The organism is Actinomadura livida (assembly GCF_014648675.1).
Lineage (GTDB): Bacteria > Actinomycetota > Actinomycetes > Streptosporangiales > Streptosporangiaceae > Spirillospora > Spirillospora livida.
The window spans coordinates 327,765-352,323 of record NZ_BMRO01000005.1 but is presented as its reverse complement, the minus strand read 5'-3'; the positions used below and the strand labels follow the sequence as shown (position 1 = coordinate 352,323).

Annotated in this window: 21 protein-coding genes, 1 pseudogene and 1 CRISPR repeat array; of the genes and pseudogenes, 4 read left to right on the top strand and 18 right to left on the bottom strand. The window is 66.8% G+C overall.

What is annotated here, in order from left to right:
- Positions 1-3: 3 nt before the first annotated feature.
- The 7 genes from IEZ03_RS14315 to IEZ03_RS38560 all read right to left on the bottom strand — a co-directional run bounded on the left by IEZ03_RS14315 (position 4) and on the right by IEZ03_RS38560 (position 6,602).
- Positions 4-891 carry a hypothetical protein gene (locus IEZ03_RS14315; RefSeq protein WP_184878766.1) on the bottom strand — a complete coding sequence of 296 codons (888 nt, stop codon included), beginning with the start codon at positions 889-891 and terminating at the stop codon, positions 4-6.
- On the bottom strand, positions 888-2,867 hold the full coding sequence (locus IEZ03_RS14310; protein WP_184878763.1) for a toprim domain-containing protein: 1,980 nt from the start codon (positions 2,865-2,867) through the stop codon (positions 888-890). Before IEZ03_RS14310 ends, IEZ03_RS14315 begins: the two co-directional genes overlap by 4 nt.
- On the bottom strand, positions 2,864-3,697 hold the full coding sequence (locus IEZ03_RS14305) for a DUF2637 domain-containing protein (protein WP_184878760.1): 834 nt from the start codon (positions 3,695-3,697) through the stop codon (positions 2,864-2,866). Before IEZ03_RS14305 ends, IEZ03_RS14310 begins: the two co-directional genes overlap by 4 nt.
- Positions 3,698-3,786: 89 nt before the next feature.
- On the bottom strand, positions 3,787-4,080 hold the full coding sequence (locus IEZ03_RS14300) for a hypothetical protein (RefSeq protein WP_184878756.1): 294 nt from the start codon (positions 4,078-4,080) through the stop codon (positions 3,787-3,789).
- Positions 4,081-4,222: 142 nt separating this feature from the next.
- The gene (locus IEZ03_RS14295; protein ID WP_184878752.1) at positions 4,223-6,022 is read right to left on the bottom strand and encodes a relaxase/mobilization nuclease domain-containing protein; all 1,800 of its coding nucleotides are present in this window, start codon (positions 6,020-6,022) and stop codon (positions 4,223-4,225) included.
- 101 nt (positions 6,023-6,123) lie between these two features.
- On the bottom strand, positions 6,124-6,474 hold the full coding sequence (locus tag IEZ03_RS14290) for a hypothetical protein (RefSeq protein WP_184878749.1): 351 nt from the start codon (positions 6,472-6,474) through the stop codon (positions 6,124-6,126).
- Entirely contained in the window at positions 6,471-6,602 is a 132-nt protein-coding gene (locus tag IEZ03_RS38560; RefSeq protein ID WP_268248541.1) for a hypothetical protein, read from the bottom strand. The genes IEZ03_RS14290 and IEZ03_RS38560 overlap by 4 nt, the downstream gene beginning before the upstream one ends.
- 179 nt (positions 6,603-6,781) lie before the next feature.
- On the opposite strand from IEZ03_RS38560, the gene IEZ03_RS37900 reads away from it, so the two are divergent.
- The gene (locus tag IEZ03_RS37900; protein WP_221480498.1) at positions 6,782-7,798 is read left to right on the top strand and encodes a hypothetical protein; all 1,017 of its coding nucleotides are present in this window, start codon (positions 6,782-6,784) and stop codon (positions 7,796-7,798) included.
- Between the two features lie 35 nt (positions 7,799-7,833).
- Here the strand turns inward: IEZ03_RS37900 and IEZ03_RS14275 are convergent, their stop codons facing one another.
- Positions 7,834-8,397: a hypothetical protein gene (locus tag IEZ03_RS14275; RefSeq protein WP_184878747.1), complete on the bottom strand. Its 564-nt coding sequence runs from the start codon at positions 8,395-8,397 to the stop codon at positions 7,834-7,836.
- 233 nt (positions 8,398-8,630) lie between these two features.
- Between IEZ03_RS14275 and IEZ03_RS14270 the strand changes: the two genes are divergently transcribed.
- Together IEZ03_RS14270 and IEZ03_RS38830 are read left to right on the top strand one after the other, a co-directional pair.
- Positions 8,631-9,134: a DUF6933 domain-containing protein gene (locus IEZ03_RS14270; protein WP_184878745.1), complete on the top strand. Its 504-nt coding sequence runs from the start codon at positions 8,631-8,633 to the stop codon at positions 9,132-9,134.
- A gap of 31 nt (positions 9,135-9,165) precedes the next feature.
- Positions 9,166-9,399: pseudogene (locus IEZ03_RS38830) on the top strand (MmcQ/YjbR family DNA-binding protein); the annotation flags it as partial.
- Here IEZ03_RS38830 and IEZ03_RS37895 read toward each other — a convergent pair.
- The 3 genes from IEZ03_RS37895 to IEZ03_RS14255 all read right to left on the bottom strand — a co-directional run bounded on the left by IEZ03_RS37895 (position 9,354) and on the right by IEZ03_RS14255 (position 13,673).
- Positions 9,354-10,760, bottom strand: a complete 1,407-nt coding sequence (locus IEZ03_RS37895) for an MFS transporter (RefSeq protein ID WP_221480497.1) — start codon at positions 10,758-10,760, stop codon at positions 9,354-9,356. The pseudogene IEZ03_RS38830 and the gene IEZ03_RS37895 sit on opposite strands and share 46 nt — an antisense overlap.
- Positions 10,761-10,840: 80 nt before the next feature.
- Positions 10,841-12,646, bottom strand: coding sequence for a S9 family peptidase (locus IEZ03_RS14260; protein ID WP_189241196.1), 1,806 nt, complete (start codon positions 12,644-12,646; stop codon positions 10,841-10,843).
- 25 nt (positions 12,647-12,671) lie between these two features.
- Complete coding sequence (locus IEZ03_RS14255; protein ID WP_184878740.1) at positions 12,672-13,673, bottom strand: helix-turn-helix transcriptional regulator; 1,002 nt, start codon at positions 13,671-13,673, stop codon at positions 12,672-12,674.
- 273 nt (positions 13,674-13,946) lie between these two features.
- Here IEZ03_RS14255 and IEZ03_RS14250 point away from each other — a divergent pair, with 273 nt between their 5' ends.
- Positions 13,947-14,711, top strand: coding sequence for a hypothetical protein (locus IEZ03_RS14250; protein ID WP_184878738.1), 765 nt, complete (start codon positions 13,947-13,949; stop codon positions 14,709-14,711).
- Between the two features lie 186 nt (positions 14,712-14,897).
- Positions 14,898-16,982: a CRISPR direct-repeat array (repeat unit 30 nt; unit sequence GTTGCGAACCCTCGCAGGGGCGATGAGGAC).
- Positions 16,983-17,126: 144 nt separating this feature from the next.
- Here the strand turns inward: IEZ03_RS14250 and cas2 are convergent.
- From cas2 to IEZ03_RS14215, 7 genes are all read right to left on the bottom strand, one after another.
- On the bottom strand, positions 17,127-17,390 hold the full coding sequence (gene cas2, locus IEZ03_RS14245) for a CRISPR-associated endonuclease Cas2 (RefSeq protein WP_184878736.1): 264 nt from the start codon (positions 17,388-17,390) through the stop codon (positions 17,127-17,129).
- 9 nt (positions 17,391-17,399) lie between these two features.
- Positions 17,400-18,380, bottom strand: coding sequence for a CRISPR-associated endonuclease Cas1 (gene cas1 / locus IEZ03_RS14240; protein WP_184878733.1), 981 nt, complete (start codon positions 18,378-18,380; stop codon positions 17,400-17,402).
- A gap of 1 nt (position 18,381) precedes the next feature.
- Positions 18,382-18,879, bottom strand: coding sequence for a CRISPR-associated protein Cas4 (locus tag IEZ03_RS14235; protein WP_221480496.1), 498 nt, complete (start codon positions 18,877-18,879; stop codon positions 18,382-18,384).
- Complete coding sequence (gene cas3, locus IEZ03_RS14230; protein WP_246487642.1) at positions 18,876-21,230, bottom strand: CRISPR-associated helicase Cas3'; 2,355 nt, start codon at positions 21,228-21,230, stop codon at positions 18,876-18,878. Before cas3 ends, IEZ03_RS14235 begins: the two co-directional genes overlap by 4 nt.
- Positions 21,231-21,299: 69 nt before the next feature.
- The gene (gene cas5 / locus IEZ03_RS14225) at positions 21,300-21,953 is read right to left on the bottom strand and encodes a CRISPR-associated protein Cas5 (protein WP_184878728.1); all 654 of its coding nucleotides are present in this window, start codon (positions 21,951-21,953) and stop codon (positions 21,300-21,302) included.
- Between the two features lie 79 nt (positions 21,954-22,032).
- Positions 22,033-23,088, bottom strand: coding sequence for a type I-B CRISPR-associated protein Cas7/Cst2/DevR (gene cas7i, locus IEZ03_RS14220; RefSeq protein ID WP_184878726.1), 1,056 nt, complete (start codon positions 23,086-23,088; stop codon positions 22,033-22,035).
- On the bottom strand, positions 23,085-24,512 hold the full coding sequence (locus IEZ03_RS14215; RefSeq protein WP_184878724.1) for a hypothetical protein: 1,428 nt from the start codon (positions 24,510-24,512) through the stop codon (positions 23,085-23,087). The genes cas7i and IEZ03_RS14215 overlap by 4 nt, the downstream gene beginning before the upstream one ends.
- Between the last annotated feature and the right edge of the window lie 47 nt (positions 24,513-24,559).

Below are 24,559 nucleotides of genomic sequence, written 5' to 3'. Positions count from 1 at the left end.
TCTTCAGAGGTTGCGTCGGCGGTTCCGGTCGGGGGCCTGGAGTGGTGTTCGGCGTGCGGCCGGTGTTTCGGGGGACCGCTTCGAACTCATCTCCAGCGCCTCCTGGATGGAGAGCGGGAAGTCTTCGGCAGCCGACGCAATGTCCGAGCCTCGACTGAGGTGAGAGCGCGGGCTCTCGGGTACGACCTTGACGATGATGTGTTCGGGCAGGTTCGTGGCGATCTCCAAGACCGTGCGCAGCTCCTCGGGCTCGGGTTCGCGCCCTTGAAGGCGGAGCTTGTTCCTGAGTTCGCTGGCGATCTGGCCCGCGCGCTGCTCTTGGCGAGCCTCTTCGCCGTCACCTCGGCCTGGGCCGGGAGCCGACGCCGTCCACTCAGCACCTGTGCCTTCGTGTAGTTCTCCGCGTCGGGATGCCGCATCGCCGGTTCGGATGTCGGGGTCGCGAGCGAAGAAGTGGGCGGCCCGTCGCATGGCGTCGAGAGGGCTCTCGCCCTCGCTGCGGTATCGGTCGTAGTGGCTCATCGCGTGGGGATGTAGGTCACGTAGCCGGTCCTCGCACTTGCTGACCGCGAGCGCCGCGGACGCGTTGTCTGGGGCGTAGGGAACGGCCGCCGCCCACACTTCGGCGACGTCCAGAAGGTTCGCGCGCCGTAGCCATTGGCGGTCGTGGGCACGTTCCCAGCGGGAGCGCGCTCCGGTCATTGCCGCCCTCTGAGCCTTCGCCTCTGCTCGTTGAGCTCGCTGGTCCTGTGCTCGCCGGCCAGCTCTTAACCGCTGGCGGTACCGGGCGAGGCTTTGTTGTACGCCCATCGCCGTGGAAACGATCTGGACGAGTCGTTGGCCACCGTGCTGGAGGCCTTCGTTGATCGGGTCGGGGTGCTGCTGGCTCATGATTTCCTCCGGTGGGTGCGTTTGGGTGGTGTCGTATGCGAAGTGCGCTGAAGCCAGGTGCTCTGCCCGTCAGGACTTGGCGGCTGGACTAATGAGGCGTCGGGGGCCGGGTCCGGGCTGATCGCCGAAGCGACAAGGGAGGTGACCTCGGACGCGTCGATGCCCGTGCGGGCTGTGACGCGGGTGACCTGGCGGACGATCTGATCCGGCGGAAGTTCGGCGATCAGTACTGCGGCGGCCTGGGCGGCGGCCAACCGGGACTCGACGAACTCCAGAGCTCCCCCGAACCGCTGAATTTTCTCATCTACGACCAGGTCAGCGAGGGGAGTCACAGAAAGTAGTGCCTCGCGGACACTTGAGTGTCCCGTCGGCGACAAGAGCTCGGCGGGGTCCCGGCCCTTGGGAAGCACCGCTGCCTCGACTGCGCCTCCGACGCGGCGGAGGGTGCGCCAGGCCCTGATCGCTCCAGTCCGTCCGGCCGGATCCCCGTCGAGTGCGATGACCAGTCCGGAAGCATCGAGGTCGACGGAGCGGCCGATCTCTTCGATCTGCGCTGCGGTGATCGCAGTACCGCAAGGTGCAATGGCGGCGTAGACGTCCGGCATGACCGCGTTGACCGCGATCGCATCGAGCGGCCCCTCGACAAGGAGAGGGCGTGCGTTGCCTGTGAGCTGCGGGCGCCCCTCATGGAGGCCGAAGAGCACATCGCCCTTGTGGAACAGCACCGTCTCAGGGGTGTTGAGGTACTTCGGGCCTGGGGCATCGTCTCGGCGCCGGCCGATGAAGCCGATAACCTCGCCGTCTCTGTCGCGGAGAGGGAACAGGACGCGGTCTCGAAACAGGTCGAAGGGCGCTCCGCGCTTCGGCTGTTTCGCCAAGCCTGCGTCGATCAGCGTCTGATCGCTGTGACCCAGTTCCCGCAGGTGCTGGAGCAGCGAATGCCGGGATCGAGGTGCGAGGCCGATCTGCCATCGCTCTTGCATCTCAGGCGTGAAGCCGCGGCGTGCGAGGTAGCGGGTTCCCCAGTTCTCCGGAAGGTTCTTTCGGTAGAAGCGGTGTGCCTCGGCGAGCGCAGCCCGTAGGTGTGACGTGGAGACATCCAACGCCTGATCGATGTTCTCAGCCACTGGGGCGGTCTCCTGTGGGCGTCCGGGCCTTCCGATGACCACCGTTGCGGTGGAGCGCCCCGGCTTGGAGAGGTCACGGAGTCGCCGCTTGAGTCGGTTGCCCGTCCGTACGATCTGGTCTCCGACCACGCGGATGGCAGCGGCGGAGTCCGTGCGAACGTCATCCCCCGCCCACCGTTGAGGCGGTGGAAAGAACAGCTGCGAAACGTCCAGCCCAAGCTCGGCCAGGACGAGGTAGGCGACCGAATCCGCCATGACGCGCCGAACGCCGCGACAATCGAGGCCGACCGTGTCGAGATGCCCGCCAGGCTGGAGTGCGTGAGCGAGCTGGTGGACGAGCAGGGTCGCCGCGGCCGTGTCGTCAAGCTCAGGATGAACCTTGATCCGCCGCTCGGGGGGACCGAGGTAGCTCCAGCCCTGTCCGCGGTCGACGTAGAAGTCGAGGTCGGCTGCGAGCCGGGAAAGCCACCGCAGTCCCTCTGCCGGCGAGAGCTCGGGCTTTTCGATCGACCGCCCGTCGGTCTGCTCGATGTCGAAGACGGTGCGCGGCTTTCCGCGAGTGGAGATGATGCGGATGCCGGTCTCGCCACGGCGAACCTGCCGGTTCTGCCTCTGCCATGCGTCATACGAGCGGACATCGGTTGCTGAGGGACGCTGGGCCGGGATCAGCAGCGTGTTGGTGAATCCGTATCGTCCATGACGGCCGGCCTGCTTCAGCCAGACCTTCCATTCCAGACGTCCGTCGGCGAGACAGGCGACAGCGTGGTCAGCGATCCCTTTGAGAGTGGTGAGCTGACGCCGTTGTTCCTCCGTCTGGGCGAACTGCTCCCCTCGGGATGAGGCGATCATGACGAGCCCCGCCTGGCCGCTTCATTACGAACTGCGGCGATCATCTGGGTGAGGCGGTAGTTGGCGATGGTGAAGCCCGATTCGCGCAGGCGTTGGCCGAGGCGGTCCCGGCTGAACTGGCCGCCTTCCCGCTCGACCTCGCGGTGGAGTTGCCGGGCAATGTCCATCAACTGGTTCTCCCGCCGCTTGGCCTTGGTGGTGTTGCCGTCAGCGGCCGGGCCGGGCGGGTCCTGGGCGGGCAGTCGGTTGAGGGCGAGCCGGTCGGCCAGCGGGGCACGCCATCGCCATGACCACCTGCCGTAGTCCTGCTGCAGCTCGGAGACGGCCAGCAGGTGGCGGTGCTCCAGGTCGAGCCCCTGCCGGTATTCGGTGATGTGCCACAGGACCATGCGCCGCCACAGCAGCAGGCTGGAGACCGGCGCGAGGAGCCAGCGGGTGGCCGGGATTCGTTCGACCCGGTTGAGGGAGGTCAGTCCCACCCATCGGCGGATGAGGTGCCGGACGCCTTCGACCACCGTGATGAACAGGACGGGCATCGCCGCGGTCATCACGCTGCCGGCCAGGCTTCCGTGCGCGGCGGACACGTTCACCAGGACGGTGCCGGCGATGTAGAGCCAGGCGACCCAGCGCAGTACTGGCCAGGGCAGGTCCAGGTACTCCATCAGCAGGTCCCAGGCCAGCAGGATCAAGATGCCGACGTCCATACCGACCGGGACGATCCAGGCCAGCCCGCCGAAATGCGGCTCTGCCATCTGCCGGATGGTGGTGAACGACCCGATCCCGCCGAGGACGGCCAGCGCCACGATCAGCGGGGCAACTCCGGCAGCCACCCATTTGATGACCCGAGTCTCCCGGGGCGCCTGCGCGGTCTTCTGCGCACCGGCGCCCGAGGGGGTCACTTCTGCTCGTTTGGGCCGGGTCACCGGAGACGCCGTTCGACCATCCAGATCAGCAGCCGCGCGACGTGCCGGGGTTCGTCGGCGGTGCCGAGCAGCCGTCCGTGGGCGGTGACGTAGGCGTAGGCACCGTCGGCGCCGGCGCACAGGACGGTCTCCGACCATCCGTTGTGCCGGATGCGCAGGCGCCAGCGTCCGTTACGGGGCGTGCGAGCCCGCACGCAGGCTCCCAGCCGCTTCAGCTCGTAGTGCAGCCGGAGCAGCCTGGCGCGCCGTTCCGCCAGCTCAGCCTGTGTGGTCGTTGCCTGCTTGTACATCGCGCCCCCCGGTGATGTCAGCCGATGGATCGGAGCGACCATCAACTAAAGTTCTCGATCAGAAAGATGCAGCACACACAGACGTCGGTCAACTAAAGTGAGTGACCGGCGTGTTGGCTACTTTTGAGCAATTACCGGTGGGTCACGGCCTTCGCCGCCGGTTCGGCTGCCGTGGCGGCATGCCCGGTGCTGCGCTCGCCTGCCTGCCCTGTGGCGCGGGGGCCCACGGGTTGGGGAACCCGGCCATGGCCAGCTGTGCCTGCGTGGGCTGGACGACGCGGTCGGCCAGGAGCGTGCCGTGGTGACCGGCCGCTGCGTGGTCGAGGTGCTGTTTCGCTCGACGTGCCGCGTCGGCCTGCGCCTGACGTTGTTGTAGCAGGCGAATCTGGGCGATGGTGTCCACAAGGGCTATGAAGCGGCTGACCAGCACGAGGATGGAGACGGTGGTGCGGTCATGAGTCCCGGCGAGGGTCAGCAGCCGGGCCGCGGTACGCAATGCGTTGCCTTCTGAGCTGGGACGAGGAGTCCGGCTGTAGGGCGAGCGCGCGGCCCGGTCGTAGCTGTCGGCGGCACGGCGTAGATGAGGATTGCCGGTGGCTTTGGCGGCCACGTGCAGGGCGTCCGACGCGGCCCAGCAGGCGTCCTCGGCGGCATAGGGGTTGGTGGCCAGATGCCGCCGGATCTGGGACGTGGCGTAAGCGGCAGCCCGCGCTGCGTCGTCGTAGAACGCCTGCCGTTCTTCGTGCGTGAGGTCGTACAGCGGGACGGAAAGATCGCCGTAGGCGTCCGACCCAGAGCTCTCCCATCGTCGCTGAAGGCGCTGCAAAGTGAGGTCGTCGGCAAGCCTCCCTCCGCTGTACCAGGTCGGCTCTTCACTATCGGCCAGCGCGACGGCATAGCCGGTGATCTGATCGGGATCGAGTTGGCTGTAGCGCCGCCGCACCAGCAGCCCGTGCTGCTCAAGCAGATCGAGGAACTCGTGGGTCGTCCGGGCTTCGTCCGCCGCGCGGCGGACGGTCGTCCGCAACACGCCGCGCGCCGTCCGCGCCGACAGATGCCGTCCAGACAGCGGACGAGACGCCGGACGATCAACCCCGTCCGATGCCCATCGGCGACGGAGTCTGGGCAGCGTGAGATCGTCGGCCAGCTTCCCACCGCCGAACCACACGGGCCTCCCGGACGGCCCCACGTCCTCAGGAAGTGCGACGGCGTAACCCGTGACCGCACCGCCGTCGCGTTCATTGCGACGCTTATGGACCAGGACCCCTTCAGCCGCCAGAGCGGCGAAGAACTCGGCTTCCGTCCGAGCCCCGGCGGCCGCGGTGACCACATGCCGCCGCAGCGCGCTGCGCGCCGGTTCCGGCCGGCCGACGCGTTCGGACTTCTCGATCTCGGCGCGCTTGGGCCGCCGCGCCGCCGTCCGGTCCGCCGGGGCCGTCCGCCGCAGCCGGTAACGGTCCTCGACCGCCCGGCAGGCGGCGCGCAGTCGGTAGCCGTCGTTCCACACGCTGGGCCGGGTCCCGTTCTGGCGGGCCAGGGTGGCGACGATGTGGATGTGGTCGTCGGCATGGCGGACGGCGAACCAGCGGACGGCTTCGTCGTCGCCGGACGGAGCAAGCCCTGTCCGGTCCATGATCTCGTTGGCGACGTCCGCCCATTGACGATCGTTGAGCACCGGGTCGTCCGGATGCGCCCGGACGGCCACATGCCAAACCGGCTTGGGATGGTTGCGTTCACCCAGCAGATCCAGCGGCTGTCGCATCAGAGCGTCCAGACGCCGGAAGTCCCGCTTCCCGTCCTTCCCTATGAGGGGTTCGAGCGCTTCCGGAGAATCGAAGCCTGCGACGATATGCGGATCCTGATGCTCGTTGCGCCGCCCTGGCCCGTACAGGTAGCGGATCAGGCCCGGTACGCGCTCACCTCGCATGACCTTGGCGATCACGCAGCCCTACCGCGCCACACCCGACGAATCACAATCATGACGGCCGGAACTTCGTAGCTCCGCCCGAAATCAGCCGAGTGCGGGCCATCGTCGGCCTCGCCCTATTGTCGAGTCCTCGGCCCGGTGGACCGACGCAACGCTCTCCTGATCTCTTCGGCGACCGCATCGATGTTCTGCGTCGAGGCCGCCGCGACCCGCGCGTACTGTTCCAAAGCACGTGTGGACTGGCCCGCTGAATGCAGGGCGGCGACGGCCTGATTGAGATTGATTCCGATACGACGAGCCTGTCCAGCAGCATGCATCACCTCACCCAGCAACTCCGTCAGCGGCGACCAGCGCGGCGGATCAGCCTGCATGGCTACCGCGACAGTGACTTCGCCGGCATAAGCGCTCACCGCCATGCCGACCCGCTCGGCCGCCGCCCGGACCACGGCGTACTCCTCCTCACTCAAAGGGATCCGCACCCCAACACCTCGCCGCTGCCCGCGCACTCGCCGCCGACGATGCCCCTGACCTCGCCGATGTCCTGCGCCAGCACCGTTCTCCCGTCGGCCCCCAAGCCGCGGACCTTCGTGACCACCAAGCGCCACCTTTACCCCCGTTCAGGCTGGTGGGCCTTCCCAATTCCCTTCGGACCGCGCCCGGTCCGAAGCCTGTAAGTGTCACTTCCGCCATTACTTGCCCCACGCCAGACGAGCACCCGGCGGACGGCCCACCGGTGCCCTGACGAGAGCGTTCGAACGTGACAGGCTCGGTCGTGTGAGCCGAGCTACGGACACCGAGCACAGCGGGAAACCCATACGCATCCGCGGGCTGGTGCTGCCGACCCTCCTCGTGCAGTTGCTGGAGACGGGGCAATGGCGGCATCCCGGTGACGGCGTTCTGCACGAGGTCATGCCGTGGTTCGAAGACCCGCTGGACTTCCTCTCGGACTACGACGAGATACGCGGAGAGTCACGGTCACTGCTGCACTTTCTGGCGGCTGACGAGATCACCTCCGAACTGTTCCGGCTGACCCGCGGCAGCACTGCCACCGCCCCTGTCGAACTGCCCTGGCTCGATGTCGAGCTCGCCGTCCTCATCGCGGTCAACCGACATGCAGGTGATGACCTCGCGATCGCTCTGGACTATCGCACCAGCACCTCCGACCCAAGCGTGGTCGCCAGCGACTTCGTCACTGACCGCCGACGCTGCGCATGGCGCACCGTCGCACCAACCTTCTCCGCCTTCGCCGCCGCCCTGCACCTCCTCGGCCCGCGCGAGTACAACTACGTCGGCCCCGCCGACATCTTCGACCAGGTGGAGCAGGGCCATCGCGGGTACGCGATCACCTCGCACAGCGACCTCGCCACCTGGCTGACCCGACAGACCGCACAACCCCCAGAGGAACCGTTCACCTACGTCATCGACCTGGCCGGAACATTGCGCCTGGCCCCGCAACGCAGCGAGCACGTCGCCTGCGCGGGCCGCGATCCAGTGCTCGGCGCTGGTGAGATCACCTTCGCTGAGGATCTCGGCACCTGGGCGGTCACTGAGATCAGCAACCAGTCGACCGGCTACTGCCCCGATCCCTCCTCTTGGCCGGCCGTCGCCGCCGCCCTCGACCGGGCCGGCATCGACCACCCCGCTGAGTTCACCCACCCGATCGTGTTCCGGCGCTGCCGACGATGCCGCCAACGCAACATCGTCAAAGACGACCACTTCGTCTGTGCGGTATGCGGAAACGCCCTGCCCACCACGTGGAACATGGACGAGCCCGGCATTCCGCTGCAATGACACTCGCGGCTAAAACCGCACGGCACGACATCGGCCTACCGGCCGCGACGCGGATGCGGTACCTGCGGCGGTGAGCGAAGCTCCGGTGGGACGTCCTCGGCGGAGTTCGAAGGCGGGAGAACCTCACCGATCGTTCTGGGGAAGTCCTCATTCGCAGGGCGCACCTGGGCGTTCTTCTCGTCTACCAGCTTGACCACTGCGTGCCGGTCCTGCGACGGCTTATCGCCCTCGTCCACGGCGTGGATGGGGGCGAGTGCGCTTGTCGCTCGTCGGAAGCTGTCACCGAGGTCGGCCGCCTGCTCGGTCACCTGGCCGAGCGCGTTGTGCGCCGCCGTCACGGCGGGCACGGGGTCGTCACCGCGGTCATGCCCGAGCCTGCCGGCGTCGAGTTCGCGCGTGAGGAACGCGTCGATCTGCTCGGCCGTCTGCGCCAGGCGGAAGGCGGTTTGTGCCAGGTTCCCCAGGACCGTGTAGGCGGCGGCCGGCTCGGACAGCCCTGGCGGTCCTTGCGTCAGATGGTTGAGGGTCCGGACATGCTCATGCAGTTGGCCGGCGACCCGCTCGATGTCCTCGTCGGTACGGCGTTCGGGATCGTTCACGTGGGGTGCTCTCCAGCGTCGGAAGGATTCGGATCAAGGCGGCACTCCCTTTCTGTGGACGGCACTGTCGGCGAAGCCGGAACTTCCCAGCTCCGCGACCTCATCCTGTCAACTACAAGCAACCATCGCGAGCTTCATCAACAGCGTGTCACGACCTGAGTCCTTCCCGTAAGCATCGGCTGAGCAACTCGGCTCGTTGTCTCTGCAGGACATGAGGGGCCAGACTGGATCAGATGCTCCTCGTGCGCGCGACCAAGAAGCTGCTCGACCGCGTCGGGCCACCCAACGCCGAACCGGACGCGGAGTCCACCACCCTGCTCGGCCAGTGGTACGCCACAGCGCTGTTCTGGAGGCCCCAGGTCGCACTGTTCGTCAACGAACTCACCCTGCTGCCGGTACTGATGCCGCTCGCCCCCGCCGCGACTCTGCTGAACCGGTTCCCCGGGGAACTCGCGTCGGTCCTCACCGCGCACGGCGCCCTAGAGGGTGTGATCAACAGGGAACTGGAGCAGATGAGGGAACACTGCCTGGCCAAGACCGCCAACCGCAGCGTCGTCGGCGTGATGAACGAGTTCACCCACCTCGCGAACGCCTACCGCGCCGGCAACCCGGCACCAGATCTGCTGGAACTCTCGCTACGGCTGGCGACCACGCCCTGCAGCCCGCTCTACGCCCGGCACGTCAGCCCAGACCGAGAGCTGGCGGCGCTCCTGCGATCCATCCCCGAGATGGGATGAACCGCCCGGCCCGGCTGGTACAGCTTCAGGCATGCGCGCTGGGGAGTTCCTGGAACTGGTGCTCAACCTGCCGGAGGTCACTGAGCGCGAAGCGTTCTCCGACCTGTCCGGCTTTCGGCTTCGCGACAAGGGGTTCTGCTACCTCAACGACGAAGACGTCGTCCTGCCCAAGGCCCCCCAGGAGGAACAGGCCGCCCTCATCGCCGAGGAGCCGACCACCTACTCCCCGTCTTGGGCCAGCGGACTCCTCGCTTGGGTAGAGGTCAAGCTGGCCACCGTCGATCCAGAGGAAGTGGCCGAACTGGTCACCGAAGCCTGGCGGCTATCCGCTCCCAAACGCCTCGCCGAGGCACTCTGCAGCTGAACTGCCTGCCCAATGACGTAAGCATCAGGTCCTTTTCTTACGGTCTTGCGTGTGACGGCCGGTGCTGCGGGCGTGGAGCGGAGAATGAGCAGTGAGCACGCTACGGCGACGACAGTGAGTGCGGCTGCAGCGAGGACGGTGGCCTCTGCGCCGATACCCTTGACCAGGGGGCCGGCGGTCAGGACGGTGACCGGCATCAGGACGTAACTGGCGATGATGTTCCAGCTGTTCACGCGCACCAGGACTTCGGGGGCGAAGGTGTTCTGCAGCGCGGTCGTCCAGAGGACGTAGTAGAGCGCCGCACCGACGCCTGGGATGAGCGCCGCCGCCGCCAGCACCGCCCACGGTGCCTGGACGCCCATGAGGAACATGGGGATTGCTCCCGCAGCAGGGAGTGCGGCGGCGATCAAGACGGGGCGAGCGGGTTTCCATCGGCTGCCGATGAGCGCGCCGGCCAACGCGCCGATGTACTCGCATGCAGTGACGATCCCCCAGGCTCGCGCGCCGCCGTGGCCGTCGTTCATGTAGATGGGACCGGCGATGTCGGTGTAGCAGATCATGGCGACGATCACCGCCGTGTACTGCAGCGTCATGATCCAGACCCAGCGGTGCGAGGTGAACTCGCGCCATCCCGCGCGCAGTTCCCGCAGGAAGTTGGGGTTGGCGCTTCGCCAGCTCGGTGTCCGCAGGCGGCAAAGGACGAGCGCGCCGACGGCGCAGAGGACGCCTCGGGTCGAGGCGGCCCAGCCGGGGCCGACCGTGCTGACGACCATCCCTGAGGAGGAAAGGCCGATCAGCAGCCCGATCGAGTCGGTTTGCTTGATGAGTGCGTTTCCTGCGCGCCGTCCGTTCTCCGAGAGAAGGTCGGCGACGATGCCGCGGATCGTCGGTAGGAACATCGCCGTGCCTATTCCTGACAGCGTGGCCAGGGCGCATAGCAGCGGCAGCGTGGCCTTTTCCGTCCAGAAGCAGACGGCGAACACCAGCCAGGCGATGCTGGTGGCGAGTTCGGCGATGATCAGCACGCGGTGTCGCTGGAACCGGTCCCCGGCGACGCCGGTGACGATGATGAGCAGGGCGGGGACCGAGTTGCACGCCAGAACGATCGCGAGGCCGCCAGCGCCGTATCCGAGCTGCATCACGCCCCAGGCCAGAGCAAGCTGTCCGAAGCCGGCGCCCGCGCTGGAGACCAAGCGAGCGATGAACAAGGGAGCGGTCTCGGGATCTTTGAGCGGGCTCAGCGGTGACAGGAATCTGAACACCGTCGAAAGCTAGTGTCCGACCCCCTGAGAGTTGCGCGGGCTTTCGTGTCTCTTTCCGGAACCTGGCCGAAGCTCTTGCTTCACGAGCTGGCTGTGAGCAGATGGCCGCGAAGGAATTGTGCGATTTCCTCGTAGGCGCGAAGTTCGTTCTTTCGGTTGGTGAACCCGTGTCCTTCGTCTTCGAAGACTTCGTAGCGGACGTCCACACCCCGGTCGCGTAGACGAGCGACGAGCTGGTCGGACTCGGCCCGCGGAACTCTGGGGTCGCGCGCACCTTGCAGGACGAACAGCGGCGCGGTGATGGCGTCGGCGTAGGTGATCGGGGAGCGTTGGGTGAGGTAGTCGGCGTCGGTGTCCGGGTCGCCGAGGACGACTGAGACGAAGTGTTTCCAGGTGGGTGGGCAGGAGCGTGCCAGGGTCACCAGGTTCGTCGGGCCGCACAGGGAAACGCCGGCCGCCCACGGGTAAGGGAGACGGGCCAGGCAGGACAGCGCGGCGAAGCCGCCGTACGAGCCGCCCATGACGGCGATGCGGTCGCCGTCCAGGTCGGAAGCGGACCGCAGGTAGCGGGTGGCGTGGTCGAGATCGTCCAGGTCGTAGCCGCCCCAGTTTCGATAGATGAGTTTCTGGTGCGTGGCCCCGTAACCGGTCGACCCGGCGATGTTGGGCGCGAAGATGGCGATGCCTCGGTCGAGGAGGTGCTGGTAGAGCCCTGAACGCGAGTAGGTGGGACGTTCTTGGGCCTCGGGTCCACCGTGGATCGACAGCAGCACCGGGTGCGGGCCGGGTGTGTGCGGCCGGTAAAGCAGTGCGTGGACGCTGCGTCCGGCGGATGCCGGATAGACGACCGGTTGGGGCTCGACGGGGTTGATCACGTGCAGCGCGGGTGGGCGGGCGTCGGTGAGGTACCGGAAGCCGCTTGTGGTGTCGAGGACGGCGATCTCGGTGGGCCGTGTGGCCGTGTCGAGGAGCAGGACGATCGGGTCGGCGCCAGGTGCGAGCGTCAATGCGTTGATGACGCCTGGCGGGATGTCGGGAAGCGGTTGGACGGCGTCGCCTTGGCGCGTGTGGAGGGTGGAGCGTCCGTCCACGTTGACCGACCAGACGAGTGTGTCCTCGGCCGCCTCGATGCCTTCGACGTCCCAGTCATGGCGCGAGACCGGTTCCAGGGTGCCGTCGTCCAGGCGGTAGCGCGCGATGGCGATGAACTCGCCCCACAGGTTGGTGCGCAGGTAGAAGCCGGAGGAGTCGGGCATCCAGGGGCCCGGCTCGAAGAGGCCGTCTCCGTGTGCCGCGGTGACGCATTGCGGTTCGGCAGTGGTGTCGCGCAGGTCGATCAGATAGGCCGCGACGTGCATGTTGGAGCGGAACCCGGCCGTCAGCAGCCATCGGCCGTCCGGGGAGATGCCCGCTGGTTCGAACACCACGCCGGGCGGCGGGACGAAGCGCCGCTCGGAGTCGTCGGTCAGATCCCGGACAAGGATGTCCTGGACGGTCGCATCGCGGTCGTTGGCGGCGTAGGTCAGGTAGCGTCCGCCGGCATCGAAGGGCGAGGAGGCCAAGATTCGTTGGCAGTCGGGGCCTGTGCTGATGTCGGTTGGCTCCTGGTCCTCCAGGCCGATCCGGTAAAGGCGGTACTGCTCGTCGCCCTCGCGATCGGCGGTGAAGACCAGGCTCTTGCCGTCCGGTACCCACGCGGCCTGCCGGACGGCCTGATTCGCAAGCTCGGTCAACTGTCGCGGTTCGCCGCCCGCGACGGGGACGACCCACAGGTCGAATCGTCCGCCGGCGGCGTTGCTTGAGTACGCCACCATGGCCGCGTCCGGGGACAGTGCGAGGGTGGGCTGGAAACCTTGCCGGGGAACAAAGTCCCGATACTCGGGCATACACGCCTCTCTGGGGGTTCAGGGATCAAGGGATCCAGCCGCGGCGCACGGCGGCGGCCCCGGCGGCGAAGTGGTGATGGCTGAAGCCGAGCTTGTCTCTGATGGTGGCCGAGTGCCGGCGCACCGTGGAAAGGCTCACTCCGGCCCGCTTGGCGATGCTCGACTCGGGCAGTCCCTCGACGAGCATGCTCAGGATCTGGCGCTGCAAAGGAGTCAACGGGCTCTCGGGACTCGACGCGCCGAAGGGAATCGCACGCTCCCACAGCAACTCGAAGTACTCGCGCAGCGCCGCGACGATGACCGACGAGCGCAGCAGCAGGGCACCCGACATCCCGGTCGGGGTCAGCGGCAGCATGGCGATCGCCTCGTCCGCGAGCTTCATCTTCATGCCGATCTTCGGCAGCAGCCGTGCCTCTTCACCGGCCTCGACGGCGATCTCGATCGTCTTGGCTCCGACGGGATGCTCGGCGCAACTCGTCTCGTACAGGGCACGGCATCTGACATGGCCCTCGAAGGACGGCGGGGGCGGGACGGCCGTAAGTTCGTCCATTGGACGCTCGACGTACCCGTTGTCCATCGTCATCCAGTCGTGCCGCGCGGCCGTGATCAGAGCCCGCGACACGTTGCCGATTTCCTCCCGATCGGTGATGATGCGCACGAGCCGGTCACTCGATTCGTCCATCGCCGAACTCGCCCAAGGGTGCGTCTCCGCCAGCCGCCGCTGCCCCGCCAACAGCCGTTCCTGATCGGCCACCAGGCGGCGCGTAAGGTCGGCGAGTGTGCCCTGCAAGGCCAGGTCCGGCGGGACGGGAGTCAGCCGCGGCGGCAGCGCCGGACCAGACGACTGGACATGTGCCATCCCCGCATTGATCAGCGCCTCAACCTGGTCGATGCCACCCAAGAGATCCGCTGCGTCGTCCTGGAGACACCCGCCGTGGGCCAGTAACTGGGTATATGCGATCAGCAACTCGTCAGGAACGATGTCCGTCAGCAGCCGCTTGGCCGCTTGCTCGGCACCAACGACCATTCCACCACCTCCAGACACAGAGAGTAGCGATGCGAGCTGGAACAGTTACATGACCGGCCGGTGAGTGTTCCACGTCAATGAGCAGAAGTGATCAACGTCCTCAGACCTGGCCGCGAGCTGCTGAACCAGCGCCTCTTCGGCCTCCTGGACGTCCGATCGACGGCCATCCAAGGTTGATCACTTCTGCCCAGCGCGGGTTTCGCTCATCCTCATGACGGGCCGTCCCCCGGTTTCATCGGGCTCGCAAGCGACACCGATCGACCAGGAGTCACGATGACGAGCACCTCCGCGCGGACCTGCAAGGCGTGCGACCGCCTGATCACCCGCGGCGCCACTCAAGCCCGCCGCCCACGCATCGCCCTCCCAACAAGCAAGGACAGCCGCTGCACAGTCAGACCCGCCCTGCGAACGATCCGAACCCGGCTTCGCGACCTCCTCATCCCCGGCCCCCTCGGCGAACCGTCGCCCCAGCAAACGTGCACCGCTGGCCGCGACGCAGGCACGACGACGGAACTACTCGCCCAAGCCTTCGGACACCCTCACGGAGCGGGCTTCATCGGCCCCGGCGCCAATCCGCTCCTTCGCACCATGCTCACCGAAGCACTCACAGGCAAGGCCGGAGTCGCGCAGGTCATCACAACCAGGGTGGACCTGGACCGTCTCCTCTCGCCCCTTTCGGCCGAGACCGTCATCGAGAGCAGCAGGCCACGCCTGCAGGTCACGGAGAGCCTGGAGGACGCCATCGAGCACCTCGAAAATGAGGCCGATATGACCACGATGATCCGCGCAACGAACGATCCGTCCAGCGGTAGCCCGGCGGTCGTCTGGTTCGCCACCCCAGGGCCGGACGCCGACGTCGTCCACGAGACCCTCCAGCGCTGGCCAGCCAACAGCCTCATCGCGCTCATGTCCGGCCTCTGGCCCTACGGCCCCACGCACGTGATCGAAGAAGCCGGCCCACGCCCACTACCCAGCCAGCCAATCCCCTTGCTCTCAGCGGAGCAGGCGGTTATGCGATTGTCAGGCAACACGTCGTAGCGGACGACAACGCGCAGAAGCTATCGGCATCGGTCAGGCGTGCCTGGCCGATGCCGATGCGGACGGTGATGTCGCACCTGGGCGATCCTGTCACGAGCATGAGAGTCGTGAGCCAGGTTGCGACCCCTCCCGCAGGGGCGATGCGGACGGGAAACCGGGTCTCCACGATTTGCGCGGGCAGTTTACGTTGCGAACCCTCGCAGGAGCGATGAGGACGGCTCGCTCGCGGGGGGCTTGGCGTCGGCCTTCGCGTTGCGAACCCTCGCAGGGGCGATAAGGACAGGCGCCCTGCTGGTGGTACCCGAAGTTGATCAAGTTGCGAACCCTCGCAGGGGCGATGAGGACGCGTCCAGGACGGCCGTGATGACGCCCTTGTCGAGGTGTTGCGAACCCTCGCAGGGGCGATGAGGACCGGCGCGCGTGCGGCGCCAGGCCAGAGCTCGCGAAGTTGCGAACCCTCGCAGGGGCGATGAGGACGTGTTCGTCCATGACGGTGACTGGCTGCACTACAACACGTTGCGAACCCTCGCAGGGGCGATGAGGACCCGGTCGTCGCGCCGGAGGGGATCGTGGCGATGCTGTTGCGAACCCTCGCAGGGGCGATGAGGACACCCGGCGCACGAGGCGTCCGCGATGGACTCCATCGGGTTGCGAACCCTCGCAGGGGCGATGAGGACGGCCGGTGCGGATCACGCGGAAGGACCCGGACGTGATGTTGCGAACCCTCGCAGGGGCGATGAGGACCTCGTCGGGCGGGTCGGAAATGGTGCGCACGGCGCCGGGTTGCGAACCCTCGCAGGGGCGATGAGGACACGGCGATCTTTACCGGGAGACACACTCCAGGTTCAAGTTGCGAACCCTCGCAGGGGCGATGAGGACGGCGGCTCGAAGCCGTCCTACCCGTTCGACCCCAGGTTGCGAACCCTCGCAGGGGCGATGAGGACCCCCACCTGCGGGCGGTGCTGCAACCAGGCCAAGGGGTTGCGAACCCTCGCAGGGGCGATGAGGACCACGATCGAACAGCGTGTCCGCCTCGCTCGCCTCCGCGTTGCGAACCCTCGCAGGGGCGATGAGGACGACGTTCACCTGCGGGTGGCAGTACGAGATCGACACGTTGCGAACCCTCGCAGGGGCGATGAGGACCTGAGTGGGACGAGCCCGGCACTCGCGTGGAGCTCGCGTTGCGAACCCTCGCAGGGGCGATGAGGACCTCCGCACCGGGCTTTTGGCCGGGGCCGCGCCCATTGTTGCGAACCCTCGCAGGGGCGATGAGGACCGTGTTGTGGGGCGCGCTGTCCATCATGGACCTACGCCAGTTGCGAACCCTCGCAGGGGCGATGAGGACGCGGATCAACCGCGAGGTGATGAACCTCCAGGATCAGGGTTGCGAACCCTCGCAGGGGCGATGAGGACCCTGACCGGGCAGCTACGGGAGCGCAACTACCTCCAGGCGTTGCGAACCCTCGCAGGGGCGATGAGGACCAGCGTCCCGAGCCCGTTGTTGACGGTGTCGGCCGCGTTGCGAACCCTCGCAGGGGCGATGAGGACCGGCGGCGGCAACGTCTCCGCCTACGTCTGGAGGTTGCGAACCCTCGCAGGGGCGATGAGGACCCGCAGCTTCGGCGCGGGACCGAGAGGCTGCGGGCGTTGCGAACCCTCGCAGGGGCGATGAGGACTTCCGCTCGACACCCCCACGGAGAACCGATGAACCCCGAGTTGCGAACCCTCGCAGGGGCGATGAGGACTCGTGGGAGCCCGCGCTCGCCGACACGGACATCACGTTGCGAACCCTCGCAGGGGCGATGAGGACATCGAGAGCGTCGGCTTCGGCGTGATCGCCTACTTGTTGCGAACCCTCGCAGGGGCGATGAGGACACCCACTCCTGGGCCGCGCTGACCTTCACCGGCACGTTGCGAACCCTCGCAGGGGCGATGAGGACCTCGGCCGGGGCGTCCTCCACCGATTCGGCCTTGACGTTGCGAACCCTCGCAGGGGCGATGAGGACCCGGAACTACACGCCACAACTGCTGCAGTTGTCGCCGTTGCGAACCCTCGCAGGGGCGATGAGGACCACGAGTCGACCCGCAGGATGCTGCGCCACCGCAGGTTGCGAACCCTCGCAGGGGCGATGAGGACGACCTGTTCGGGTCGCCGGAGCTGGGTGTGCTGGAGGTTGCGAACCCTCGCAGGGGCGATGAGGACGTCGGGGTGATCTGCCTGGTTCAGGCGTTCATGGGCAAGTTGCGAACCCTCGCAGGGGCGATGAGGACCCCATGGTAAAGCCGCAGGTGGTGTACGGCTTGCATTGGCGACGTCGGCCCGAATCTTCAGCGATCCTCCGGTTGTGCAGATGGGCCCGGTGTGTCGCTGAAACTTCTTGATCGACTTTGAGCCTTGCAGAGTGGGGCCGAGAGCTACAGGACGTCGGTGGGTGCCGGCTCGGCGGCGCCCCAGGCGTGGCGGATGGGGGTTGTGCCGGGCGGGAAGGTGTAGACGATCACGTTGTCGTAGCTCAGGTCCAGGAGGGTTTCGACCTCCTTCTGGAAGCGACGTAGTTGGGCTGCGCTGACCTGGCCCTCGAAGACGCTGCGCTGTACGTGGTGGAAGTACTTGCGGCACGTTCGCAGGATGCGGGGATTTCGTTCGGCTGCGGTGTCGTAGACGACGATGACGTGCACGGTGCGTTCTCACCACCAGATACGGAAGGGCTTGTACGGGGTGGCTTCCAGGCATCGTCGGGTCAGCGTGAGTGCGTCGAGGTAGAGAAGTTCGTCGTAGGCGACGGGACGGCCGAGGGTGCGGTGGGCGACTGTGACAGCGAGTTCGTCGCGGACAGTTTGGACGACGAGTTTGCGGCCGCTCTCGCTCAGCATGGCCTGGTTGGCTTCGCTGTCGAAGTGATGCTGCTTGATCTGGTTGCGTGTGGCCATCCGCAAGAGCAGGCGTTCAGCGAAGAGCGGCTTGAACATCTCGGACAGGTCGAGGACCAGGGAGTGGCGCTGGCGTTCCATGCTGCTGTGCAGGAAGGCGATACCGGTGTGGAGGGGCGTCAGTCGCAGGGCGGTCAGCGTGCGGGCGTAGACGATGCCGTTGACGTAGCTGATGAAGGCGTTGCCGGCGTTCTTTGGTGGGCGGCGGCTGCGCCCGCCGAGTTGGAGCCAGTCGGGGAGCTTGGTGTCGAGAACGTCCCAGGCTGATCGGCGAAAGGTGCCCTCGATTCCCATGAGGTGCGCGGAACTCTCGGCGGATTCAAGGTTCTTCTGCAGGACGGCGTAGGGGCGGGCGAGAAGCTTTCGGTCGATGACGCGGCGGACATTGAAGGCCGCGGAGTCCACGATGCTGCGGGCGACTTCGAGAGCCGCCTCGGGATGTTCGGCGAGTCGCGCTTGGGCCAGGACGGTTTCACCGGACGTGCTCGTGTCGGATGTGAGGAGTGATCCTGCGTAGTCGCCGTAGTAGCTGAGCAGGTGAACGTTGATGCGGTGGCGGTTCAGTAGCGCAACGACAGAGGTGTTGATGTCGGTTTCAGCGCAGGCGACGATGTCTCGGACGTCGGTGACGGGAATGTGCACCTTGCCGGCCGACTCGCGCTCGATGACCAGTGACTCGTCTTTGCGACGGATTCGGCAGGGGCTGGTGAGCCAGTAGGTCCGTGCGGCGGCGGGCATGTCATTCCGTCCAGCAGTAGTCAGTGAAGCTGCATCCTCGCCATGCGGAGCGAGCGAGCCGGTCGGGAGAGACTGGGGCCCCGGCGACGGTGAGGACGTCGCCGATGTCAGCTTGGGCTTGGCGGGCAGCTTCGGGTGTGTAGGGGTAGCGATGGGTGCGGCGGGTCTTGGGGTAGTGCAGGATCGCGCCTTTCGCGTCGATGCCGATCTGTTCGAGGCGGTGGCAGTAGTGCCGACCTTGGGCTTGGTCTGCGGGAGTTGGCCTTGTGGATGACTTGACTTCGTGAACCCAGTGCTGGCCGTCGATGAAGTCGAGTTTGGCGGCGCCCAGGTCGATGGCGGCGCTGCGGGTGTACGAGGTTTCGTGTACGGCTTCACCGAACTGGACGAGGCCGCTCATGTGCTCGGGACGGATTCCGCGGAGGTACAGCCATAGCTGACGTCGGCAGTGATAGAGGTATTTGATGTGGACGCCGCCAACATCCTCGGCATCGATCATATGACTTCACCGGCTTGGTAGATCTGCTTTATGTCACGGTGGATGGCTTGCAATCCCAGCTGAGCGTCATAGTCGGCGTGGATGATTCGCACCTTGAGCAGCTTGTCGTATGTGCCGAGCCCGGCGCCCCACGCTGGCAGTGGGATGAGATATTGGTCGGCGTGGAGGCGACCATCTCTCTTACTCGTGCCCTGTTCGAGCGCGGCTTTGTAGTCTTCGCGGTCTTCCGCGAGTATCGCTTCGATTCCGTCGAATTGCTCGTCGAATTTTTCGGCAAGGCAGGAGCGGTCGCCGAAGGGCTGGGAGAATTCCAGGAAAGCGCGTTTGAACTGCTGGCGGTGATCTTCGACCGTTTGGGCCCACGTGCGACCCCAGGGGCTGGTGTAGATCTCGTCGAGCCATCCGGTGATGACTTGCTCGTTGATGGTTTTCCCGTCGTGGCGGGCGAGAATGTTCCATCCGTGCTGGGTGGGTTCGCCCTCGTAGACGCCGTCGGCCCACAGGGCGTCTCCGCCCCCGCGCCGACGGTTGTAAGCGGGCTGGTGAACGATGACCGGAGCGGGGCCGAGGGTGCCCAGCCGGTTGACCCTGCCGAAGCGCTGGACAAGGGCTTCCAGGTCCGCCGCGGACGTGTGGCAGGTGTCGAGATCGAGGTCGAGGGAGACTTCGAGCGCCTGGGTTCCGATCAGCAGGCCCGGTCGACGCGGTTTCCCGCTGGCGAAGCGTTCTTGGAGGGCGGCTTCTATGGCGGTCCGGTCCATTCGTCGGTACCGCGCGTGGAGCAGATACGCGGAGTCTTCGCCGTGGCGTTCGACGCAGTGGGGCCGCAGGGTCTGAAAAAGCGTGATCGCGTCGCGGACATTGTTGGCGATGACCAGGACGGATTGGTTGTCGGCCAGCCGTTGGCGGATCTCGTTGAGAGAGGCGTCCTCAGTGAGATGGGCTTGGCGGATGTGAAGTCGGTGGCGGATCGGCGCCCGGCTCTCTGGCGGCGGTTCGACCAAGATGGTCTGCCCGCCGAGTGCCTCGTTCACCAGGTTCGCCAAGGCGGTGGGCAGGGTGGCCGAGAGCACCGCTGTACGTCCGCCAAGGTCGCGCCAGAAGCTCATGATGGCGAGGATCATGCCGAGTCGGCGAGCGTCGTAGGCGTGCAGCTCGTCCAGGATAAAGACCGAGTTGGCGCTGTCGGTCAGGATGCTGGAATGCACGGGACCGGCCAGGGCTCCGCGAAGGAGCTGGTAGGGGGTGCCGACGCGCAAGAGCTCCCGGAAGTTCTTGGTCGCTTCCGCACGGGAATGCGCCTTGGACGCGGCATCCACGGGATCGGTGTCGTCGCCGGGGCAGCCATCGGCCAGGGACTGGGCGAGATGGTACGAGGCCGCCTTGGAGTGGGCGACACCGATGCCGTCGGGTGAGTCCAGTTCCTTGGCAAGGCGGCCGGTCATGGCGTTGATGCTGGCCAGGTAGGGCAGCAGATAGAAGACGCGCGGATTGCCGTTGCTCCGGGTGGACAGGTCGCCGATCTGGGTCGCGGCCCAGAGGAGGACGGCCTCGGTTTTGCCGCTCCCGGTCCATGAGCGCAGGAGAAGGTTGCCGGTGACGCTTGCGGCCTGTCGTTGTTGCGGACGGAGCGTGTGGCCTCGTGCGGCGAGTCGTTCCGCCAACTGGGCGAGATAGGTTCCGTCCAGTGGGTGTTCGGTGTCCAACGGTGAGTGGGCCGAGGAGAGATGGTCGGCCATGGTGACGGCGCCGAGCAGCAGGACCACTGTTCTTCCGCTGCGGTCGCCGGGTGGGAGTGACCATTCCCAGCGATCCATGACGTCCTGGAAAAGCCGGTGGGCGGCGTCGGTCAGTTGCCGGACGTTCGGAGTGGGCAGACGTTCGGCAAGGGGTAATCCGTGCCGCCGGCCGGTGGCGTGTAACCATCTCATGAGGCCGGTGAGGTGGTTTTGGTCGGCGGGGGTGAATCTGGCGGCGAAAGCGTCGGGTTGATCGTCGCCGTATTGGGTGAGCAGGGGCAGCTTGGACGGGGGTTCGAGGCCCGCGGTGAACGGGCGGTGATGACCCGCGACTACTGCCGCGATCCAGTTGCGTTCCTCCTCGGGCAGGTCCTCCAGCAGGAGATGAACGAATCCGAGGGAGAGTACTTCGTGTCGTTCGCCCCAGGCGGCCGGCTTGTCAGCGGTGTTGCCGATCATTCGCTGGAAGCCGTCCGGCAATTTCCCCGTGTCATGGAGGAGTGCGGCGAGGGCTGCCCACGTCCAGAAACCGGCGGGCATGCCGGGGATGTCACCAATCCGTGCACGGATCTCCTGCACCGCTTCGAGGGTGTTGAGAAGGTGGCTGGTCAGCAGTTCGCCGGGGACCCCCGGCTTGGTGGAGCTTTTCGCGCGCAGGTTCTTCAGGGTCGGCTCCGAGGTTCAGGCGACGGGGGCCAACAGGCTCGGGTGAACGGGCGGGAGCATCGCTACGGCTTGCCCGTGCTCGGTGGCCATGCCCGTGTCGATTTCGGTGCGGGCGCCCGAGGGGGCGTACCGGTAGCTGTCCCATTTGAAGCGGGCTCGATCGTCGGAGATGACGGTCGTCAGCCGCATCGCCGTACCGACCGCGTCCGGCACGTCGAACGGGACAACGGCGTGTCCCTGACGACCGCGGGAGGTGCCAAGTTCCACGGGGCGGGCGGTGGCCGACACCAGATCTTGGCTGCGGCCGAGCCGCAGGGGCCAGACAGGACGGCGGAACGCGGCAGCCCACAGGGCGATGTCCTCGGTGAGCCATACCTTCAGCGTCACCAGGGCCAGGAATTCGCGGTCCTTGATGGTGGCGTTGGTCGGGGTGCCGGGGCTGCCAAGGGGGTGATAGGTCTCCAGGTCGGTCCCGGCGCCGGCGGCATGGAAGGTCATGGCGAAGCGAGTGTGCTCGGGGACCTCATCCCATCCTCCAGCAGCGGCGGCCAGCAGCCCGCCGACGGTGGACGGCGGTGGGCAGGGCAACCCGACCTGCAACCCGTCGTAGAGCGGATTACGGAAGCTGACGACGGGGGCGGTGACGGTCAGTTCCAGAGCCTGGGGCATAGTGCGCTCCTCAGCGGCGGACGGCGCAGGGCGGACGGCGATGGTTCCCCTCGAAGGGCCGATCATCGACGCGGTCGCGCTACTGCGGGTCCTCGAACCAGGAGTCGTGGTCACTGGCCTCGATCTCGTCGGCCAAAGTGTTCAGCACAGTCCGCGGGTGCCCGAGGATCAGCTTCTCGTCCTTGAGCAGGTCGGTGAGGTCGCTGAACGCCCGGTCGCGCTGGCTGCCGAGGAATCCCGGTGCCCAGCCGATCCGGACCGGCCCGTCTAGTTCGTCCGACCACGCGCCGATCTCCTCGCGGAGCACGTCCGCGTCGAAGTACGTCGCCTTCTCCCGCTCACGGACGACCCGCGTGAACGGATTGGTTCCACCCTTGAGCGGCGCGAGGATCACCAGGCCGGGCGTGCGGTCACCGTAGTGAGCCGACTGCTTGGCGCCTCCCTTGACCATCGCCATCGTCCGCAACAACACCCCTGCCCGGCGGCGCCGCTCGTCGATCGGCAACCGCACGCACTGCACACCGCGCAGCACGACCTCACAACCGCCCTTTTCCATCACCTCGTCCGCCAGGTGAGGAGGCAATGCCGCCTTGGTGGTCCTGCCGCCGGTTTCGAATGTGCCGATGCGCGGCAGGTCCAGCAGCAGGTCGCCGGCCAGGTCCGCGGTGTACATCTCGTGCTCGTGGATGACGGGATGGGTTCCGGGCTCGAAGTCGCGACTCATCGTCCCGAAATCCATGACCGGCTTACTGGGCACGACCGAGACCAGCGTGCCGGTCGCCAGGACGGTGTCGCGCATGAACGTCTTGGACTCGCCCTTCTTCGCGCCCGCCTCATCCGCCTTGACCGCGATCATGTAGCCGAACAGGTCATCGTCCAGGTACAGGTCAGGACGGCCCCGGGTGTACGCCTGCTGCTTCTTGCCCTCGCCGCTGCGGATCACGGGCGAGGTCGGCTCCCCCGCCGGCAGGCTGTCCCGCAACCACCGGCGGCTCGCCTGCGCGGACACGTACGGGTACTTCTCGCCGCGGCCCACGGCGAACTGCTTGACCATTCCGCGGTTGTCCTCACCGCGGCCATTGTTCGGCGCACCGGCCTTGATCTCCAGAATCTGCTGTCCCACCAGGAACGTCACTGTTCCGCCCCTTCCTCCTGGCCACTGCCGGCGGCGTCGGCCAGGTCCTTGATCTCTTGGAGTTCCTCCTGCGAGCCCTTGGGCTCCCAACCCGCCTCGGCCAGCGCCTCCAGCACCGCGAAGACCAGCAGCCGACGCCACGACCAGGACCGCTCGTCCTCGAACAGCAGCCGGTAGTCCTGGACCGGCAGCAGAACCGGCGCAGTGCCGTCCGGGCGCGGGAACAGCAGCCAGTCCACGCCCTTGGAGCGGAACCAGCCGTAGAGGTTGCCGCCCTTGCTGTTCGCGCGGATGAAATCGCGGAACGGCCCGGGGCGGCTGTCCTGCCCCAGCAGCGCGGCGAGCCGTCCCGCCAGTTCCTTGATGCGTTCGACGTCCTTGTCGTCCATGGTCAGCACCTCACGGCAGTATGAGTACAAAAGCGGGGCCAGCACCGATGCTTCGGCAGGGATGAGAACCGCCGCGGAGATCCGGCCGAGGACATGACCGATCGCGAAGTCCAAGACCTGCGCGGGACGGGTGAACGCCCGCTTGGCCAAGTACGCTTCACCCGGGACCTGCTTGGTCTCCTGAGTCGCGACAAGCGCGGGGTATCCGGTGCGGCGCTCCGGGATCTTGTTGGTGGACCGTAGCCATTCGGCGATCGGCTGGCTCAACTCCTGGGTGGCGAGCAACTGCTCCTTGTTGGAGTTGGACAGCACGATCAGCTCCACACCGGAGGTGATCCGGCGGCTGTAGGCGCGCACCGCCTGCAGCACCCATAATTCCCGCGCGTACGGTTTTGGTTTTGCCTTCTGGGAAGGACCGGCGGCCGCATGGCGCAGAGTTTGATCGACGGTGTCTCTGGTCATTTTCGCCAGGAAAACGTCGTCCCAGGAATGCATCAGCGCGGCCCGGCCACCCGATAGCGAAGCGCCATACGGAAAGGCCCACAGGCTCGCTACACACGGAAAGCACAACGGTGTGCCCTCATGGCCCGGTGCGGTGGTGTTGCGATGCGCGACGCTCGCGCCCAGCGGGATATCGACCTTGCCGTACCAGCCGCAGGCCGAACGGCCGCAATACGCGCACGGCACCCCCGGCCACTCGGCAGGGTCAGGCCGAGAGCGCCACTCACGGATCAGCCTCCCCCGCTCCGAGGGAGATTGCTTGCCGCGCGCCGTGGGATTCAACTTCGAGTTGGGCCAGAGAAGATAGCTGGCGCCGAGCCAGAAGCCCCCGGGATCCGCGGCCTTTGCAACGTGGGCTGTTTCCAGGAGATGGCTTGTCATCAGATCGATGACGGCGATGAGGGACTCGCCTGCAACGTCTTGGGGGTGCTCGGCGCGGGCGAACGCGGCCAACGCGAACGCGCCCACCCGCTGCAACGGGCTCGCGGTCAACACCACGGACCGCGGATCGGCCGAATCATTGGCTAAGGCCACCTTGGGGCGACTCCCCTGCACCTTCCCGGGCTGCAGGGCGGCCGATA

Bases quoted from the DNA above. Each gene is read 5' to 3' on its own strand.
- IEZ03_RS14255 (WP_184878740.1), bottom strand. From the start codon at position 13,673: ATGGTCGTTGGTGCCGAGCAAGCGGCCAAGCGGCTGCTGACGGACATC.
- IEZ03_RS14235 (WP_221480496.1), bottom strand. From the start codon at position 18,879: ATGATCGATGCCGAGGATGTTGGCGGCGTCCACATCAAATACCTCTAT.
- cas1 (WP_184878733.1), bottom strand. From the start codon at position 18,380: ATGCCCGCCGCCGCACGGACCTACTGGCTCACCAGCCCCTGCCGAATC.
- IEZ03_RS14250 (WP_184878738.1), top strand. From the start codon at position 13,947: ATGACGAGCACCTCCGCGCGGACCTGCAAGGCGTGCGACCGCCTGATC.
- IEZ03_RS14300 (WP_184878756.1), bottom strand. From the start codon at position 4,080: ATGTACAAGCAGGCAACGACCACACAGGCTGAGCTGGCGGAACGGCGC.
- IEZ03_RS14315 (WP_184878766.1), bottom strand. From the start codon at position 891: ATGAGCCAGCAGCACCCCGACCCGATCAACGAAGGCCTCCAGCACGGT.
- IEZ03_RS14270 (WP_184878745.1), top strand. From the start codon at position 8,631: ATGCTCCTCGTGCGCGCGACCAAGAAGCTGCTCGACCGCGTCGGGCCA.
- IEZ03_RS14260 (WP_189241196.1), bottom strand. From the start codon at position 12,646: ATGCCCGAGTATCGGGACTTTGTTCCCCGGCAAGGTTTCCAGCCCACC.
- IEZ03_RS14310 (WP_184878763.1), bottom strand. From the start codon at position 2,867: ATGATCGCCTCATCCCGAGGGGAGCAGTTCGCCCAGACGGAGGAACAA.
- cas5 (WP_184878728.1), bottom strand. From the start codon at position 21,953: ATGCCCCAGGCTCTGGAACTGACCGTCACCGCCCCCGTCGTCAGCTTC.